The sequence below is a fragment of the Rhodococcus parequi genome, from assembly GCF_046042785.1.
GTDB classification, from domain to species: Bacteria; Actinomycetota; Actinomycetes; order Mycobacteriales; family Mycobacteriaceae; genus Prescottella; species Prescottella parequi.
Genome location: NZ_JBDLNV010000004.1, coordinates 471,334 through 487,910, shown reverse-complemented (window position 1 = coordinate 487,910; position 16,577 = coordinate 471,334). Strand labels below are relative to the sequence as shown.

Annotated in this window: 16 protein-coding genes; 6 read left to right on the top strand and 10 right to left on the bottom strand. The window is 67.8% G+C overall.

The window, feature by feature from the left end:
- Positions 1 to 53: 53 nt before the first annotated feature.
- The 4 genes from ABEU20_RS13975 to ABEU20_RS13960 form a co-directional block, all read right to left on the bottom strand.
- A complete protein-coding gene (locus tag ABEU20_RS13975; RefSeq protein WP_420165001.1) occupies positions 54 to 914 on the bottom strand; it encodes a MaoC/PaaZ C-terminal domain-containing protein in 861 nt (286 codons plus the stop codon).
- Between the two features lie 12 nt (positions 915 to 926).
- Positions 927 to 2,630, bottom strand: coding sequence for a 3-oxosteroid 1-dehydrogenase (gene kstD / locus ABEU20_RS13970; RefSeq protein WP_420165000.1), 1,704 nt, complete (start codon positions 2,628 to 2,630; stop codon positions 927 to 929).
- A 194-nt stretch (positions 2,631 to 2,824) separates the two neighbouring features.
- Positions 2,825 to 3,172, bottom strand: a complete 348-nt coding sequence (locus tag ABEU20_RS13965; RefSeq protein WP_420164999.1) for a hypothetical protein — start codon at positions 3,170 to 3,172, stop codon at positions 2,825 to 2,827.
- 1 nt (position 3,173) lies between these two features.
- Positions 3,174 to 4,331: a Rieske 2Fe-2S domain-containing protein gene (locus ABEU20_RS13960; protein WP_420164998.1), complete on the bottom strand. Its 1,158-nt coding sequence runs from the start codon at positions 4,329 to 4,331 to the stop codon at positions 3,174 to 3,176.
- 190 nt (positions 4,332 to 4,521) lie between these two features.
- Between ABEU20_RS13960 and hsaA the strand changes: the two genes are divergently transcribed.
- The 5 genes from hsaA to ABEU20_RS13935 all read left to right on the top strand — a co-directional run bounded on the left by hsaA (position 4,522) and on the right by ABEU20_RS13935 (position 8,771).
- Positions 4,522 to 5,697: a 3-hydroxy-9,10-secoandrosta-1,3,5(10)-triene-9,17-dione monooxygenase oxygenase subunit gene (gene hsaA / locus ABEU20_RS13955; protein ID WP_420164997.1), complete on the top strand. Its 1,176-nt coding sequence runs from the start codon at positions 4,522 to 4,524 to the stop codon at positions 5,695 to 5,697.
- Positions 5,698 to 5,707: 10 nt separating this feature from the next.
- Positions 5,708 to 6,583, top strand: coding sequence for a 4,5:9,10-diseco-3-hydroxy-5,9,17-trioxoandrosta-1(10),2-diene-4-oate hydrolase (gene hsaD / locus ABEU20_RS13950; protein WP_420164996.1), 876 nt, complete (start codon positions 5,708 to 5,710; stop codon positions 6,581 to 6,583).
- A complete protein-coding gene (gene hsaC, locus ABEU20_RS13945) occupies positions 6,583 to 7,482 on the top strand; it encodes an iron-dependent extradiol dioxygenase HsaC (RefSeq protein WP_420164995.1) in 900 nt (299 codons plus the stop codon). The genes hsaD and hsaC overlap by 1 nt, the downstream gene beginning before the upstream one ends.
- A complete protein-coding gene (gene hsaB / locus ABEU20_RS13940) occupies positions 7,482 to 8,069 on the top strand; it encodes a 3-hydroxy-9,10-secoandrosta-1,3,5(10)-triene-9,17-dione monooxygenase reductase subunit (protein ID WP_420164994.1) in 588 nt (195 codons plus the stop codon). Before hsaC ends, hsaB begins: the two co-directional genes overlap by 1 nt.
- 246 nt (positions 8,070 to 8,315) lie before the next feature.
- Positions 8,316 to 8,771 (top strand): SRPBCC family protein, encoded by a 456-nt coding sequence (locus tag ABEU20_RS13935; RefSeq protein WP_420164993.1) that lies wholly within the window; start codon positions 8,316 to 8,318, stop codon positions 8,769 to 8,771.
- Positions 8,772 to 8,830: 59 nt separating this feature from the next.
- Here the strand turns inward: ABEU20_RS13935 and ABEU20_RS13930 are convergent, their stop codons facing one another.
- From ABEU20_RS13930 to ABEU20_RS13920, 3 genes are all read right to left on the bottom strand, one after another.
- Positions 8,831 to 10,888 carry a neutral/alkaline ceramidase gene (locus tag ABEU20_RS13930; RefSeq protein WP_420164992.1) on the bottom strand — a complete coding sequence of 686 codons (2,058 nt, stop codon included), beginning with the start codon at positions 10,886 to 10,888 and terminating at the stop codon, positions 8,831 to 8,833.
- A gap of 113 nt (positions 10,889 to 11,001) precedes the next feature.
- Positions 11,002 to 11,733 carry an acetoacetate decarboxylase family protein gene (locus ABEU20_RS13925; RefSeq protein WP_420164991.1) on the bottom strand — a complete coding sequence of 244 codons (732 nt, stop codon included), beginning with the start codon at positions 11,731 to 11,733 and terminating at the stop codon, positions 11,002 to 11,004.
- Positions 11,730 to 12,590, bottom strand: coding sequence for an SDR family oxidoreductase (locus ABEU20_RS13920; protein WP_420164990.1), 861 nt, complete (start codon positions 12,588 to 12,590; stop codon positions 11,730 to 11,732). The genes ABEU20_RS13925 and ABEU20_RS13920 overlap by 4 nt, the downstream gene beginning before the upstream one ends.
- Positions 12,591 to 12,710: 120 nt before the next feature.
- Here ABEU20_RS13920 and ABEU20_RS13915 point away from each other — a divergent pair, with 120 nt between their 5' ends.
- Positions 12,711 to 13,961, top strand: a complete 1,251-nt coding sequence (locus ABEU20_RS13915) for a cytochrome P450 (protein WP_420164989.1) — start codon at positions 12,711 to 12,713, stop codon at positions 13,959 to 13,961.
- Here ABEU20_RS13915 and ABEU20_RS13910 read toward each other — a convergent pair.
- From ABEU20_RS13910 to ABEU20_RS13900, 3 genes are all read right to left on the bottom strand, one after another.
- Positions 13,958 to 14,500 (bottom strand): hypothetical protein, encoded by a 543-nt coding sequence (locus ABEU20_RS13910; protein WP_420164988.1) that lies wholly within the window; start codon positions 14,498 to 14,500, stop codon positions 13,958 to 13,960. The genes ABEU20_RS13915 and ABEU20_RS13910 overlap by 4 nt on opposite strands.
- A gap of 458 nt (positions 14,501 to 14,958) precedes the next feature.
- Positions 14,959 to 16,257, bottom strand: a complete 1,299-nt coding sequence (locus ABEU20_RS13905; RefSeq protein ID WP_420164987.1) for a YVTN family beta-propeller repeat protein — start codon at positions 16,255 to 16,257, stop codon at positions 14,959 to 14,961.
- Positions 16,258 to 16,445: 188 nt separating this feature from the next.
- The gene (locus ABEU20_RS13900) at positions 16,446 to 16,577 is read right to left on the bottom strand and encodes an excalibur calcium-binding domain-containing protein (protein ID WP_420165135.1); all 132 of its coding nucleotides are present in this window, start codon (positions 16,575 to 16,577) and stop codon (positions 16,446 to 16,448) included.

The following is a 16,577-nucleotide window of genomic DNA, read 5'->3' as shown; positions in this document are numbered from 1 at the left end:
GGTCGGGCCGGCGTGGACGCCGACCCGACCGGTACAGCTGTGTGCGGACGTCGCTAGGCGACGGTGAGCACGACGTCGGCCAGTGCGGGCGAGTCGTCGCGCTCGGGAACGGTTGCGGAGATCAGTAGCTGGTCACCGTCGCGCCACATTCGCGTCCGAAGGCTCTCGCCGGGGAAGACTACCCCGGCGAAACGAGCGCGAAATCCCTTGACGCGGCTGGCATCACCGTCGAGGACGGTGTCGGTGGCAGCCTTGCAGACGATCCCGTAGGTGCACAGTCCATGCAGGATAGGCGCCGGAAAGCCTGCAGCGGTCGCAAATGCCGGATCCGAGTGCAACGGGTTGCGGTCACCGCACATCCGGTACAGCAGCGCCTGCTGCGGCAGGACCTGCGAGATCGACTCGAAATCCGGTGCCCTGTCGGGAAGTGCGACGGACTCGGACGGCCCGCGTTCACCCCCGAAACCACCCTCGCCGCGGGCGAAGATGGACGATCGCGCCGTCCACAACGGCGACCCGTCGAGCGCGACCGTGGCAGATTCCTGCACGATCACCGCTGCCTTGCCCTTGTCCCACACCTCGACGATTCGAGTCGTGGTCTGCGCGGACCCACTGGCCGGGATCGGCCCGTGGACGGTAACTTCCTGGCTGCCGTGGACGACCTTCGCGAGGTCGATCTCGACGCCCGGGAACGACACTCGCGGTGCCTCGGTCGCGTGAATGTTCGCGACGACCGTCGCGAACGTCGGAAGCACCTGCGGCTTGGCGTCGTCGAGGTAGGCGAGTTCCCGGGGATCGAGCGGGCGTGCGCCCGCGCCGATGCCGAGGTGGTACAGCTGCACGTCCGACGGCGTCCAGGAGAACTCCTGGGCCGGCAGCTCGGCTCCGATCGCGATCGACGGATCGATAGGCACTGGCGTCTCCTGTCAGTTCGTCACGGACGGCGCTGCGGCACGGGCACGGTCGGCGATGTCGAGCACGGCGAGATACGCGAAGGTCATGGCGGGACCGATGGTCGCGCCGGGACCGGCGTAGGTGTGCCCCATGACCGGCGAGCTGCAGTTGCCGGCCGCGTACAGGCCCTCGATCACCGAGCCGTCCTCGCGCAGCGCACGCCCGTCGACGTCGGTGCGGATGCCGCCCTTGGTGCCGAGGTCGCCGGGCACCATCTTGATCGCATAGAACGGCGCCTTGCTGATCTCGGCGAGGCTGGGATTCTTCAGGCGGGGGTCGCCGTAGTAGTGGTCGTAGCCGCTGTCGCCGCGACCGAAGTCCTCGTCCTTGCCGTTGCGCGCGAAGCCGTTGAAGCGTGCCACCGTCTCGGCGAGAGCGTCGGCCGGCAGGCCGGTCTTCTCCGCCAGTTCGGCGATCGTGTTCGCCTTGACGACGACTCCGGCCTTGAGCCAGCGTCCCGGGAACGGTGAACGCGGTGTGATGCCGGCGAACGTGTACCGGTTGCGGTAGCGCTGGTCGAGGATCATCCAGGTGGGGATGTTCTCGCCCGGACCGTCACCGTGGCCGTACTTGCCGCCGTACATCATGTGCGTCGCCTCGACGTACGGTGCGGCCTCGTTGCCGAAGCGCTTGCCGCGCGTGTTGACCATCATGGAGCCGGGCAGCGTGCGCTCGGACAGCGCGAACCACGGGCCGCCGGTGAGCGGGATCGACGGACCCCACCACGCGTCCTCCATGAATTCGACTGCCGCACCCAGCTTCTGACCGGCCGCGATGCCGTCACCGGTGTTCGCCGCGGCGCCGACGGTCCACTCGGTGCCGATCGGGGCGCGCTGGTACTTCTTGCGCATCTCGTCGTTGTGCTCGAAACCGCCCGAACCGAGGACGACGCCGTGACGAGCCCGGATGATCTGCTCGGTGGGTCCGTCGGGGCCGTCGACGAGCACCTTGACGCCGCGAACCGCGCCGTCCTCGGTGTACAGCTCGGTGAGCGGCGTGTTCAGCAGGATCGGGACTCCGGCGTCGCGCAGGCCGATTCGCATGCCGGCCATGAGTGCCTGGCCACGGACGAGGAGATCCTTGCCGCGGGCCTTGGCCGCCAGGAACCGCATGCCGACCTTCATCGCCCGCAGCGGTCCGCGGCGGTTGCGCATGAGGAGGTTGAGCCAGCGGTAGTCGGCCTGGGTGATGACGAAGTTCCGCGGCGCCTTGACGTAGTCCGGCTCGAGGTTCTTGCGGTCGTCGCCGAGACGATTGCCGTCGAACGGGACCGGCTCGACGGAGCGGCCACCGAGTCGACCGCCCGGGGCCTCCGGGTAGTAGTCCGAGTAGTCCGGCACCCACTGCAGCTCGAGCGCGCTGTTCTTCATGACGAACGACAGCATCTCGGGGCCGCGGTCGATGTAGGTGTCGATCTTCGCGGGATCGACGACGTCGCCGATGATGCTGTGGAGGTAGGTGCGCGCGTCGTCGACGGTGTCGGTGACGCCGTCCCGCTTCAGCACCTCGTTGTTCGGGATCCAGACACCTCCGCCCGACCGTGCGGACGAGCCGCCGTAGTGCGCGGCCTTCTCGATCACGACCACGCTCAGCCCCTTGTGTGCCGCGGTGAGGGCTGCGGTCATGCCGGCAGCGCCACTGCCGACGACGACGATGTCGTATTCCTGCTTGCTCATGTAGAACACGTTATAGAACTAGGTGCATGCCAGTCCATGCTTTCTGCCAGTAAGTATTGCCGAATCTTTGCGGCGGCTCCGCCTGCAAACGAACACGTGTTGCAGTCAGGGTGGCGGGGGAGCGGCATTGCAGGCCGGCCGAACGCGGCGAGGCCCCGAACCGTCTCGGGTTCGGGGCCTCGCTCGCGGGTACGTCAGCCGGCGGATCCGGTCGGCCGGTCCTCCGGGACCTCGAGAATGCCTTCCATCACCGCGTGCTGGATGCTGCTGAGCATGCGCGGACAGGTCTGACGCGACCCGGCGCGTCCGCCGGCAGCGGTGAACTCCGGGCACACCTCGGCAGGGTTGCCCTGCCACTGGATGCTGGTGTGCTTGAAGCTGTTCTTCTGGACGAGCACGCACGTCCCGCACGCGCGGCACTGCACCTCCTGCAGCCCCTGCTCGAGGTAGTTGTGCTGGTCGGCGGCGGTCTGTGCACGGACGGCCTCGACCCGGGCCGGGCTGTCGGCGTAGCTGGGGGCCTTGGCCCAGGTCGAGGTCATCTCACACTCCCGTCTTGTGTTCGGCCGACTCGGCGGCCGCCTTCTCTTCCGCCTGCCGCGCCAGGTTCGCGTCGACCTCGCGCTGCCAGGCCTCGACGGCCTTGGTGGTGTCGATCTCGAACTCGAACCGCTGCGTGGCCTTCTCGTCGATGTCGGCGACGTCCACGTAGAACTGGTCGTACCAGCGTCGCAGCTGGTAGACCGGGCCGTCCTCCTCGCAGAGCAGCGGATTCTCGATCTTGGTCTTGTTCTTCCAGATCGCGACGTCCTGCTCGAAGCCCATCGCCACGCCCTCGGTGAACTTGGTGGCGAGCTTGTCGCTGGTGGCGTCGTCGAGGCCCTTGGGCTTCTGTACGGCGACGCCGTACATGAGCACGAAGGAGTCCTGGGTGACCGGGTAGTGGCAGTTGATCAGGATGCTCTCGACCTTGTAGCCGCTGTAGTTGTTGTGCAGCCAGTTCACCATGTAGGACGGGCCGAAGTACGACGCCTCCGAGTCCAGGACGGAATCGCCGTACTGGGTTCCCATGCTGCCGACGTCGGGCCGGCCGTGGTTCTGCAGGTACTGCGACGCGACGTGGCCCTCGAAGACGTTCTTGAAGTACTTCGGGAAGCCGAAGTGAACGTAGAAGAAGTGCGCCATGTCGACGACGTTGTCGACGATCTCGCGGCAGTTGGAACCCTCGACGAGGATGCGGTTCCACTTCCAGTCGGTCCACTCGTCGGTGAAGACCTCCGGCAGGCGCGGAATCGTGACGTCGTCCGGCGGCGGGTTGCCCTCGGGGTCGTTCCAGATGAACAGCTGCTTGTTCTCCTGCAGCGTGGTCCACGAGCGGGTGCGCGCGATCGGCGGCACGCGACGGGCGTAGGGGATGTCGGTGCACTTGCCGTTGCCGCCCCAGCGCCAGTCGTGGAACGGGCACGCCACCGAGTCGCCCTTGATCTCGCCCTGGCTGAGGTCCCCACCCATGTGCCGGCAGTACGCGTCGAGTACGTGGAGCTTGTTCTGGCTGTCCGCGAAGACCACCAGCTTGGTGCCGAACGCTTCGACCGCGTGCGGCTTCCCGTCGAGGAACTCGCTCTCCAGGCCGATGCAGTGCCAACCGCGTGCGAAACGCGTCTGCGGAGCCCCCACATCGATCTCACGAATCTGCGCCATCAGTACCTCACATCCCTTCTAGCTGTTGCTAGAACACGTTATAGAACTTCCGGAGATTCCGCTAGATTTCGCGTGCTTGTGATCGGCAAAGACTTCGCATGACCAGTGGAATTGCCGTTTTCTCGACACGGAAGAGAACGTGTTCTAGTCTCAGGGCAAGTCAACATCGAATTACAGACGGGAGCGTCCAGTGGGTGACCATGACAGCCACGAGGTGATGCGGCGGATCGACGCGCTACTGCCGGTGCTGCGTGAACGCGCGCAGGAGACCGAGGATCTGCGCCGCATCCCCGACGAGTCCATCAAGGCGCTCCAGGAGACCGGGTTCTTCCGGTTGGTGCAGCCCGAGCAGTGGGGTGGCCTCGAGGCCGATCCCGTCACCTTCTACACCGCGGTCCGCAACATCGCGAGCGCCTGTGGATCCACCGGGTGGGTCGCGGGCATCCTCGGCATCCACAACTGGCACCTCGCCCTCTTCGACCAGCAGGCGCAGGAAGACGTGTGGGGCAAGGACCCCGACGTCCGGATCTCGTCGTCGTACGCCCCGATGGGCGCCGGTGAGGCGATCGAGGGCGGCTACAAGGTCAACGGTGCCTGGGCCTGGTCGTCGGGCTGCGACCACGCGTCGTGGGTCGTCGTCGGCGGACCGGTCATCAAGGACGGCCGTCCCGTCGACTTCGGTAGCTTCCTCATTCCGCGTGAGGACTACGAGATCGACGACGTGTGGAACGTCGTCGGGCTCAAGGGCACCGGCAGCAACACCGTCGTCGTCAAGGACACCTTCGTCCCGCGCCACCGCTTCCTGAGCTTCAAGGCGATGAGCGACCTGACGGCACCGGGCCTGCAGCAGAACACGGCTCCGGTCTACAAGATGCCCTGGGGCACCATCCATCCCACGACGATCTCCAGCCCGATCGTCGGAATGGCCTACGGCGCCTACGACGCCCACGTCGAGCACCAGGGCAAGCGTGTCCGCGCGGCCTACGCCGGCGAGAAGGCCAAGGACGATCCGTTCGCCAAGATCCGGATCGCCGAGGCGTCCAGCGACATCGACGCCGCGTGGCGGCAGCTGTCGGGCAACGTCGCCGACGAGTACGCGCACCTGCTCGCCGGTGAGGAGGTGCCGATGGAACTGCGTCTGCGCGCCCGCCGCGACCAGGTCCGCGCCACAGGCCGAGCCATCGCCTCGATCGACCTGCTTTTCGAGAACTCGGGTGCCACCGCGCTGGCGAACGGAACCCCCATCCAGCGTTTCTGGCGCGATGCGCACGCGGGCCGCGTGCACGCAGCGAACGATGCCGAACGCGCGTACGTGATGTTCGGTGGCGCCGAGTTCGGCCTGCCGCTCACCGACACGATGGTCTAGGGGGCGACACATGACGGCAACCGAGGAACTCACGTACGAGTCGACGTCCCGCTTCGCGCAGGTCCGCGACGACCTGAAGCTGCACTACCACGAGGCGGGCGTCGGCAACGGACCCACGATCGTGCTGCTGCACGGCGGTGGACCGGGAGCGTCGTCGTGGTCCAACTTCGCGAAGAACATTCCCGTTCTCGCGCAGCAGTTCCACGTGATCGCGGTGGACCAGCCCGGCTACGGCCGGTCCGACAAGCCCACCGAGCATCCGCAGTACTTCCGCCACAGCGCCTCGGCGCTGAAGGATCTGCTCGATACGATCGGCATCACCGACCGTGTTCACCTGCTGGGCAATTCGCTCGGCGGTGGCGCCGCGGTGCGATTCGCACTCGACTACCCGGACCGTGCAGGCCGGCTCGTGCTGATGGGCCCCGGCGGCCTGAGCCTCAACCTGTTCGCACCGGATCCCACCGAAGGCGTCCGGAATCTCGGCAAGTTCGCCTACCAGCCGACGCGGGAGAACCTCGAGGCCTTCCTGCGCATCATGGTGTTCGACCAGAAGCTCATCACCGACGAGCTGATCGACGAGCGATTCGCGGCCGCGAGCGCGCCCGAGTCGCTCGCCGCGGCGAAGGCCATGGGCAGGTCGTTCTCCAGTTCGGAGTTCGAGCTCGGCATGCTGTGGCGCGACGCCTACAAGCTGCGTCAGCGGGTTCTGCTGATCTGGGGCCGCGAGGACCGGGTCAACCCGATCGACGGTGCGCTGGTGGCGCTCAAGATGATTCCGCGGGTCCAACTACACGTCTTCGGCGGCTGCGGACACTGGGCGCAGCTCGAGAAGTTCGACGAGTTCAACAGGCTGGCAAGTGACTTCCTGCTCGATGGAGGCAAGTGATGAGTATCCGTTCACTGGCATACCTGCGCATCGAGGCGACCGACATGGCCGCGTGGCGCGAGTACGGCCTCAAGGTGCTCGGCATGATCGAGGGCAAGGGCTCGAACCCCGACAACCTGTACCTGCGCATGGACGACTACCCCGCGCGTCTCGTCATCGTTCCCGGTGAGCGCGACGGTCTCTACGCCGTCGGTTGGGAGTGCGCGAACGCCGAAGGCCTGCAGGAGATCCGCGAACGTCTGGCCAAGGCCGACTGGGAGTTCGAGGAGGGCACCAAGGAGGAGGCGGCCGAGCGCAGCGTCGTCGAGTTCATCAAGTGCCGTGACGCCTCCGGGGCCCGTCTGGAGATCTTCCACACCGTCGCCCTGCAGCACCGCCGCATCGTGAGCCCGTACGGGCACAAGTTCGTCACCGGCGAGCAGGGCCTCGGTCACGTCGTGCTCGCGACCAAGGACGACGAGGCGGACCTCGAGTTCTACCGCGACGTGCTCGGGTTCAAGCTGCGTGATTCGATGCGCCTGCCTCCGCAGGTCGTCGGGCGTCCGGCCGACGGTGAGCCGGCGTGGCTGCGCTTCCTCGGCTGCAACCCGCGCCACCACAGCCTCGCGTTCGCGCCGCTGCCGAACCCCACGGGAATCGTGCACCTGATGGTCGAGGTCGAGAACTCCGACGATGTCGGGCTCTGCCTCGACCGTGCACTCCGCAAGAACGTGAAGATGTCGGCGACGCTGGGCCGCCACGTCAACGACCTGATGCTGTCGTTCTACATGAAGACTCCCGGCGGATTCGACGTCGAATTCGGCTGCGAGGGCCTCGAGGTCGAGGACGACAAGTGGATCGCCAAGGAGAGCACCGCCGTGAGCCTGTGGGGCCACGACTTCACGGTGGGGTTCAAGTAATGTCCCCGCACGAGCCGTCCGGTGTCGGAACAGGCGCGGAGATCGACCCGCGCCAGTTCCGCACCGTGCTCGGCCAGTTCTGCACCGGAGTCACGATCATCACGACGATCGACGACGATGCCCCGGTGGGATTCGCGTGCCAGTCGTTCGCGGCGCTGTCGCTCGATCCGCCGCTCGTGCTGTTCTGTCCCACCAAGGCCTCTCGGTCGTGGGCGGCGATCGAGCGGTCCGGCCGCTTCGCCGTCAACGTCCTCGCCGAGGAGCAGCAGTCCACGTGTGCTCGCTTCGGGTCACGTGAGCCCGACAAGTTCGCCGGGATCGATTGGACGGCATCACCGTTGGGATCGCCGATCCTCACCGGCTCGCTCGCTCACATCGACTGCACGGTGGAGACCGTGCACGACGGCGGCGACCACTACGTGGTGTTCGGGCGCGTGCACTCGATGAGTGAGATCAAGACCGAACGGCCTCTGCTGTTCTACCGCGGCCAGTACACCGGCATCGAGCCGGACAAGACCGTGCCGGCGAAGTGGCGGGACGACCTCGAGGCGTTCCTCACCACCGCCAGCGAGGACACCTGGCTGTAGCAAGACCCGGGGGGATGGGGAAGGGCTGAAGGGTCCCTTCGTGCGCTGACGGCGCACGAAGGGACCCTTCGTCGGTGCGGGGGGCCTTCAAAACCGCAGGATGGCGGACTAGGATCGACAGTGATGCTCGTGCGGGTGCCGCGCTGTGGACCATGAAAGCGGCTGCGCGAGCGGTCGATCGGCGCGGGTGCGCCAGACTCTTGCGTGACGCGTCGACCATTGTCGCGAGTCGAGGATGTGAGATTCATGGCCAAGACGCTGCGGACGGACGAATCCGTCGTCATCAATCGTCCGCTTCCCGAGGTGTTCGAGTACTTCACCGATCCCGGGCACGCGCTGGAGTGGGGAACCAACATCAGCGAGTACAAGATGCTCTCGGGTGCGCCCGACGAGGTCGGTTCGGTGGCATCACTCGACGCGAGGGTTGCCGGCGCGAAGGTTCACGCCACGGAGGAGATCACCGCGTACGAGAAGAACAAGCGGATCGGCTTCGCTTCGCGGGAGTCGAAGATCGGGTACACGCGTGAACTGGACTTCGAGAGCGACGGGGACGGTGCCACCAAGGTGACGTTCCGGCAGGACGGCGAGGAGGGGTCGGGCCTGTTCAAGTTCGCCGATGCCATCGCGCAGAAGTTGTACGCCCGGGACGTGCGCGGAAACCTGGAGAATGCCAAGGAAATTCTGGAGTCCAGCGATAGCTGAAGGGTCCCCCTCCTGCGCCGCGAGCGCACCAGGGAACCCTTCAGCTGCCGGGGGACCGACTAACGCACCGTGAACTCGGCGGAAGTTCCGGTGAGCGCGAAGACCGCGCCCTCCGGGTTCTTCCAGTTGCCGAAGTGCTGAATGCGGTAGGTGCCGGGCGGCGTGCCTGCGGGCACGTCCCACGTGATGCGGGCGACGGACGCGTTCAGGCCGTCCCGGCGCCAGCGGTACCTGGTGGCCCAGTCGCCGTCGTCGGCGCTGCGCACCCAACGGTCGCCGTCGCGGCGCTGCACCTCGAAATAGGTTCCGCGCCGGTGCAGGTCGTTCTTCGGGTGGCCGGTGACGAACTCGACCGCCACCTGTTCTCCGGCGCCCACGTTGCCCGCGGGCTGCACCAGGACGTCCCCGAAGTTGCGGCCGGGCAGGGGCGCGTCGAAGGGGAACTCGCGCCCGAAGCCGGGCTGGAAGCCCGACAGGTCGCGCGGTGCCGGTCCGCGCGGGACGTCCGCCCCGGTCTTCATCGCCGCCGCCAGCGCGGCGAAACCCTGCTGGTAGGCGGGAAGAGTGTTGCGGCCGAACAGCGTCGAACCGCCCTCGTACTGCTGGGCGTCGTACTCCTCGGGCGTGGTGCAGTAGCTCGAGTAGGCGTTGGCGTAGCCGTTGAAGATGACGTGCTCGAGCGGAACGCCGAGTTCCTCCGCGACCGTGCGCCGGATCCGCAGTCCGGAGACGATGGTGAACTCGGCCGGGCCGCCGACGACGTAGACGTCGCCGATGCGGATGATCTGGATCTTGAGCACGTGCGGCACCCAGCCGTCCGGGGGCAGCAGACCCACCGGCACCAGCACCAGCTTGGGCGCCTGGGCGTCGGCGAGCCACTGCGGAGTGGGGGTGTCGATGCCGCCGAGCGCATCGATCATCGGGTTGCGAGTGCCCTCGGCGAAGATGTCGATCGCCGGCCCGTCCTCGGTGCTGCCCGCCGCCATCGCGGCTCCGACGCACGCCGGCGCGGTCCGGCGGACCTGGCCGTCGGAGGTGAACGTGCCGTCCACCACCTGGTTCGCCATGTCCAGGTACATGATTCGGCTGTCGACGGTGGTCGACGACAGCGGGGCGGCCTTCTTGAACGCCTCGCGCGCGGCGGCCACCTGACGCTCACCGATGATGCGGGTGTTCTCGAACTCGTCGGAGGTGGGGCCGTGCCCGGGCTCGAGGTCCAGGTTGGGGGACATGTCGCCGGTGTTGGTCTGCGGGAAGCACGCGACGAATCCCGGGGTGCCGTCGAGGTAGCGCACCCCGGCGACGTCGTGCTCCCAGAAGTACGCGGCGGCGCCCTTGTTGTCACCGGAGATGAGGTGGTTCTTGTTGGTCAGCGACGCGCCGTGGGTGGGGAACCAGCCGATGCCGCCGACGTTGTCGCCGCCCTGGCTGATCCGGAGCACCCGCATTGCGGTGTCGATGCCGAGCGGGTAGTAGTCCCTGTCCTGCTGCGGGTTCCGATCGAAGGCCGCCCGCGACCGGTTCACACTGGCGTCCTTCAGTTCGCTGCGCCCGTATGCGACGGTGCCGGCGGCGAGGTTCTCGTGCGCGGCGACGATCGCCTCGACCATGCCGTCCACCTCGGCGTCGAACACCTGCGGCTGGAAGCCCAGCGTCGCCAGGCTGTAGGCGTAGTCCTGCGACGCGCCACCACACGCCGCGTGCGAGTGCACGGCCGTGAGCATCACGTTCTTCTCGGTGTACAGGTCGCCGTACTTCGCGGAGAGCCGCGCGAGCACGGCGTCGTGCACCGCCTGGAACACCATGCAGGTGTCGGCGCAGGTGTAGACCACGCGATTGTCTTCGGCATCGGCGAAGACGTAGGCGCGCACCCGGGTTCGCTGGTGCAGGCCCTCGGCGCGCTGGTCGAACTGCGAGTAGCCCATCATGCCGTTCTCGGCGACCGGGCCGGTCATGTCGGACAGGCCGACACCGACCCGGAACCCCTGGTCGGGCGCGGTGCGGCGGGCAGAGGCGGTGGCGGAGCGGGGCTGAGCTGAAGCGGTCGAGCTGGCTATGGCTGCGAGCGCCGGTGCGGCCGCGGCTCCGGCCAGCACGCTGCGTCGACTGATCGTCACGACGTAATCCTTTGCGCGAGGTGGAGAATCGAACTTGAGCAAGCGTCCAAGTCTCCAGCACACACCAGACGGTCTGGATTCGCAAGGCCCGGCGCGTCGCGCGCTTCGGGGGATCAGACCGTGGCGGCGTCCCCGAACGTCATCCGCAGGTCCGGGATCGTGGTGGTCGCCAGTGCTCGGCGGGGCAGCCCCAACGAACGCAGCTCGTCGGCGATCGGGTGGTTCCCGAGGCTCAGTTCGGCGCCCCCCAGTCGCGTGCGGACCCCGCGCGGGTTCATGTCCCACGAGGTGCGCCGGGTGACGCCGTCGAGGTGGGAGTATGCGTCGAGCGAGGTGTTGGTCCCGCGGCCGGGCATCGGGATGCCCTGCTTGACGGTGAGTTCCGCGATGAGGCGCCCGTCCTGGCTGACCCTGCCGCGGCGGACGTCGCTGACGTGGTCGGCCTCGAAGTCGGCCATGATCTTCGGGAAGCCCCAGATGCCGCGTCCGGCGGCCAGGGTGAACTCGCCGTCGACCGGGAGTTGGTGGATGAGGGCACCGGCCTTGCCGCTCGCCAGGGAACGCAGATCCCGTCGCACGTGGTTGAATCCGCGCTGCTCGTGATCGCGCACCATGAACGTGACGCCGAATTCGTTGTAGGGACCCAGGTCGCCGTCGATGTAGTCGACGAACACCAGCCCGCACAATCCGCGCCCGCCGCGCCACTGCAGGATCTCGAGGCCCGTGTTGTCGATGAGCCTCTGCGCGGCCTTCGTGGGGACCGAGTACATCGCCATGAACGCCGACGCCGTCCGGATCTCGACCGGCATGTCGACCTGCTTGCCTAGTACCTGATGTGAACTCACTGCGACACCACTCCTCGTAGTCCGTCGGCGCCGTAGACCTGTTCGAGCATCGACGTGAAATCGGGCCCGCGGCGCAGCATCTGCCCGCCGTCGACATTGACGACCTGCCCGGTGATCCAGGTGGACTTCGGCCCCAGCAGGAACAGCGCGAGCGCGGCGATGTCCCCGACCTCGCCGACCCTGGCGAGCGGCGTGCACGCCAGGTAGTCGTCGAGGATCGGGCCGCCGTCGGTGATCATCGCAACCAGGTCGGTGCGGGTGAGGCCGGGACGGATGCCGTTGACGCGGACGTTGCTGGCGCCCAATTCGTCGGCGGCCAGCTGCACCAGGTGGTCGACGCCGGACTTCGAGACCCCGTAGGCCCCGAACCAGCGGTGCGTGTTGCTGGACGCGATCGACGAGATCGCGACGATCGACCCGCCGCCGGCGGCGACGAGCGCGCGGGCGCCGTGCTTGACCGTGAGCATCGTGCCGGTGACGTTGAGGTCGACGGTGCGGCGCCAGGCGTCGGCGTCGAGCTGGGTGATCGGCGCGATCGTCTCGTTGCCGCCTGCGCAGGCGACGACGCCGTCGAGCCGGCCGGTGGTCTGGACCGCGCGCGCGACGGCACGCTCGACGTCGCTCTCGACGGTGACGTCCGCGGCCACGGTGGAGACCGACCCGCCGGAGGCGAATGCGCCGGTCGCCGCGATCTTCTCGGCCGCCGTCGACAGCTTGTCGGCGCCGCGTCCGCAGATCGTGACGTGCGCGCCGGCCGCGACGAGTTCCTGGGCGATTCCGAGGCCGATGCCGCTGCCTCCGCCCGTGACCAGGACCGATCTGTCGGTGAATGCGCCGACGTCCGCCTCCGAGCCCATCACGTCTCCCCTCGTGTGTCCGATACCCCGCCGATGGTAGGAACAAGTTCTACTATCGGGGCAGGTTTGGGTGATTGTCGAGGCTTTCTGGTTCGTCCGTTCGGATGAAGGAGCACGCGGATGACGATCGTGAACGACACCGATCTGCTCGACGGCCGCTTCTACGCGGGTGAGTCGGGCGATCCCCGCGCGGCGTACGCGTGGATGCGCAGCCGTCAACCGGTGTTCCGGGATCGCAACGGGGTGGCGGCCGCGGCGTCGTATGCCGCGCTGATCGCCGCCGAGCGCGATCCCGGCCTGTTCTCCAACGCGGGCGGTATCCGCCCGGAGACCGGTCCGCTGCCGCAGATGATCGACATGGACGACCCCGCGCACCTACAGCGCCGTCGGCTCGTCAACACCGGCTTCACCCGCAAGAAGGTGGAGGCGAAGATCGGCCGGATCCGCGAGATCTGCGACCAGTTGATCGACGCGGTGTGCGAGACGGGGGAGTGCGACTTCGTCGCCGACCTGGCAGCCCCGCTGCCGATGGCGGTGATCGGCGACATGCTCGGCGTCCGGCCCGAGGAGCGCGAGATCTTCCTGCAGTGGTCGGACGATCTGGTGAAGGCGTTGGGCAGCAACGCGACCGAGGAGCAGCTGAAGGCCATGATGGACGCGTACGTCGCGTTCAACGAGTACACCTTCCGCACCATCGCCGAGCGCCGGAAGGAACCCGCCGACGACCTCATCAGCATCCTCGTGCACGCCGAGATCGACGGGCAGCGCCTCGACGACCAGGAGATAGTCAACGAGTCGTTGCTGATCCTCATCGGCGGCGACGAGACGACGCGGCACGTCCTCAGCGGCGGCATGGAGCAGTTGATGCTCCACGCGGATCAGCGCGACAGACTGGTGGCCGAGCCGTCGGGCATTCCCCTCGCGGTGGAGGAGATGCTGCGGTGGGTCTCGCCCATCAAGAACATGGCCCGCACCGTCACCCGCGACACCACGTTCTTCGGGACCGACCTGCGGCAGGGCGAGAAGATGCTGCTGCTGTTCGAGTCCGCGAACTTCGACGAGACCATGTTCGACGAGCCCGAGCGCTTCGACACTCGACGGTCGCCCAACCCGCACGTGGCCTTCGGGTTCGGCACCCACTTCTGCCTCGGGAACCAGCTCGCCCGGTTGGAGGGCGCGATGATGTTCGAGCGGCTGCTCGCGCGCCTGCCGGACATGGCGCTCGCGACGTCCGAGCCGCTGCCGCGCCGGCCCGCGAACTTCGTGTCCGGGCTCGAGGCGATGCCCGTGAAGTTCACGGCGGCGGGGCAGCTACCCGGACCGGGCACCAGAGGGTTCGGGGAGCAACGAGGGCAGAGCGCGAAGGCCTAGGCTGCGGGCGCCAGACGCATCGCCGGCAGCGGCGGCAGGTTCTCCGGGTCGAGGCCGAATTGTTCGTCGATGCCCTTGCGGGACTTCGATGCCGACTCGGCGATCGCCTCGTGCAGCGCGGTTCCGTCGAGCCCGCGGGCGCGGTAGCGGTCGGTGATCTGTTCCCACGTCATGTTGGGGTCGGTGATCTCGAGACCGAGCGCGGTGACCCGGTCGGACATGACGACGCGGGTGTGGGTTCGCAGCGCATTGCGCATCTCGAACAGGACGCGTGAACGCACCTCGGCCGGGACCCCGATCGCTTTCTGGGTGTCGTTGGCACGAGCGATCTCTCGTTCGCCGTACAGGTAGACGATGCGGGCATCGCGGGAGTTCAGGGTGCCGGGGAGGTAGAAGGGAACCCCCGGGATCTCGACGGTCGCGGACCCGGCATTCGGTGCGCCCGGAGCAGTCGGGACCTCCGCGACCGCGGTTCCCGGCACCAGCAGGGCAAGCGTGGTCAATACCGCGGCAACTGCCGCGCGGCCGAACGTCTTCACGTGGGTCCTCCCGAAACGACCGACTGTTCGGTCGCAGTCGGCGAGTTGTCGGGAAGACTACCGGGCGGTCCTTCGACATCGATTGCCCGTTCCCCGGATGGATGCTTCCGAGTTCCAGAACGGCGGGATGCCGTCGTAGTCGATGGTCCCGACCGGACTGGACGTGCGCGGTGCAGGACGTCGACGATGGCGTCTGACGCACGAGACCCCCAGAATCGCAACTATGTTCTATGTGGTGGGGGCGGGACGGTGGACGAACAGTTCCGCGAGATCGATTCGGTGACAAACCTGTTCGTCATCCGCTGCACCAGGGTGCCGGCATTTTACGATCCGGGGCACTTTCTCGTGCAGTTCCACGCGCCGGGGGCCGCCCCTTGTGCTGTCGGTGCGAAGGACTGTGGCCGCCCACCCGGTCGGGTGGGCGGCCACTGTGCTCGCGCGGTCTGGCTGGCTGGGGGTCAGGACGTCCAGCTCACCGAGCCGACACCCCCGAGCGATCCGGTCGAGGTCGGGGTGGTTTCGGTGATGTCGAGGACCACCGGCAGGACCGAGGCATCGCCGATGCCGTTCGATGCGGTGACCGTGAAGGTGTAGGTGCCGGCGGTGGTGGGGGTTCCGGACAGCACCCCGTCCGGGGAGAGGGTGAGTCCATCGGGCAGGGTGCCGGTGGCGGCCACGGTCGGGGCGGGCTGGCCGGTGACGGTGAATGCGTGGCTGTAGGGCTGGCCGACCACCCCCTGAACCGGGGTTCCGGCGAGGGTGGGCGGCTGATCGATCGCGATCACCGACACCGTGCCGTTGAGGTTGGTGACGTAGACGCGGTTGCCGTCGACCGCCACCCCGTACGGGCTCGCGCCGATGGGGATGGTGGCGACCACGGCGGGCGGGGACGCGGCGGTGTCGATCACCGACACCGAGTTGCTCCCTCTGTTGGTGACGTACGCGCGGTCCCCGTTCGGGGTGATCGCCACCCCGTACGGGTGCGTGCCGACCGGGATGGTGGCGACGACGGCGGTCGGGGTCGCGGCGGTGTCGATCACCGACACCGTGTCGTCGGAGAGGTTGGCGACGTAGGCGCGGTCCCCGCTGACCGCCAGCCCGTACGGGTTCGTGCCGACCGGGAGGGTGGCGACGACGGCGGGCGGGGTCGTGGCGGTGTCGATCACCGACACCGTGCCGTCCGCGAGGTGGGTGACGTAGGCGCGGTTGCCGTCGACCGCCACCCCGGCTGGATTCCCGCCGACCGGGACAGTGCCGACGACGGTGTTCGTGGCGGTGTCGATCACCGACACCGAGTTGCTGCCGTAGTTGGTGACGTAGGCGCGGTTGCCGTCGACCGCCACCCCGAACGGCAGCGCGCCCACCCCGATGGTCGCGGTGACCGCGGGCGGGTTCGCGGCGGTGTCGATCACCGACACCGTATTGCTTTCGGAGTTGGTGACGTAGGCGTGGTTGCCGTCGACCGCCACCCTGGCCGGAGCCGCGCCGACCCTGATGGTGGCGACGACAGCGGGCGGGGTCGCGGCGGTGTCGATCACCGACACCGAGTTGCTGCCGTAGTTGGTGACGTAGGCGCGGTCCCCGCCGACTGCGGCCCCGAGCGGCGACGCGCCGACCGTGATGGTGTCGGTGACGGTGTCCGCCGATGCCGGACCCGCTCCGGTGACGATTGTCGCGACGGCGAAGGCGCCGGCAGCTAGTGCTGCCGCGCTACGAGACAGTCGCCGCCGCGGGCGTGGCCGATCAACGATGGCCATAGGAGGTGTTCCCTTCCCGATACAGTCCGCACCCCCATCGGGGGCACGCGGCAGCCACCGTCGGGTAGCCGACCGACACAGAACATAACGGGCATCCGTCCAGAAAAAGGCCACTTCCCATCATATTCGGCACTTCACCGAAGATTCGCCTGCAACGACGCCTGAGCGGCCGATCGGATGGCGCGCAGTCATTCACATGCGACGCCGTCGCGGTCGCGATCGAAGCTGTAGCCGAGCGGTCCGGCGTTCAGGGGTGCTGCACCTGCCGCGCGCCCAGCGTCGCAGTTCTCGTCGGCACGTCGCTCCCTGCACGCCGATAT

Coding starts and splice junctions, on each gene's coding strand:
- ABEU20_RS13915 (WP_420164989.1), top strand. CDS start 12,711: ATGACGATCGTGAACGACACCGATCTGCTCGACGGCCGCTTCTACGCG.
- ABEU20_RS13920 (WP_420164990.1), bottom strand. CDS start 12,590: ATGGGCTCGGAGGCGGACGTCGGCGCATTCACCGACAGATCGGTCCTG.
- hsaC (WP_420164995.1), top strand. CDS start 6,583: ATGAGTATCCGTTCACTGGCATACCTGCGCATCGAGGCGACCGACATG.
- ABEU20_RS13960 (WP_420164998.1), bottom strand. CDS start 4,331: ATGGCGCAGATTCGTGAGATCGATGTGGGGGCTCCGCAGACGCGTTTC.
- ABEU20_RS13905 (WP_420164987.1), bottom strand. CDS start 16,257: ATGGCCATCGTTGATCGGCCACGCCCGCGGCGGCGACTGTCTCGTAGC.
- kstD (WP_420165000.1), bottom strand. CDS start 2,630: ATGAGCAAGCAGGAATACGACATCGTCGTCGTCGGCAGTGGCGCTGCC.
- hsaB (WP_420164994.1), top strand. CDS start 7,482: ATGTCCCCGCACGAGCCGTCCGGTGTCGGAACAGGCGCGGAGATCGAC.
- ABEU20_RS13935 (WP_420164993.1), top strand. CDS start 8,316: ATGGCCAAGACGCTGCGGACGGACGAATCCGTCGTCATCAATCGTCCG.
- hsaD (WP_420164996.1), top strand. CDS start 5,708: ATGACGGCAACCGAGGAACTCACGTACGAGTCGACGTCCCGCTTCGCG.
- ABEU20_RS13965 (WP_420164999.1), bottom strand. CDS start 3,172: ATGACCTCGACCTGGGCCAAGGCCCCCAGCTACGCCGACAGCCCGGCC.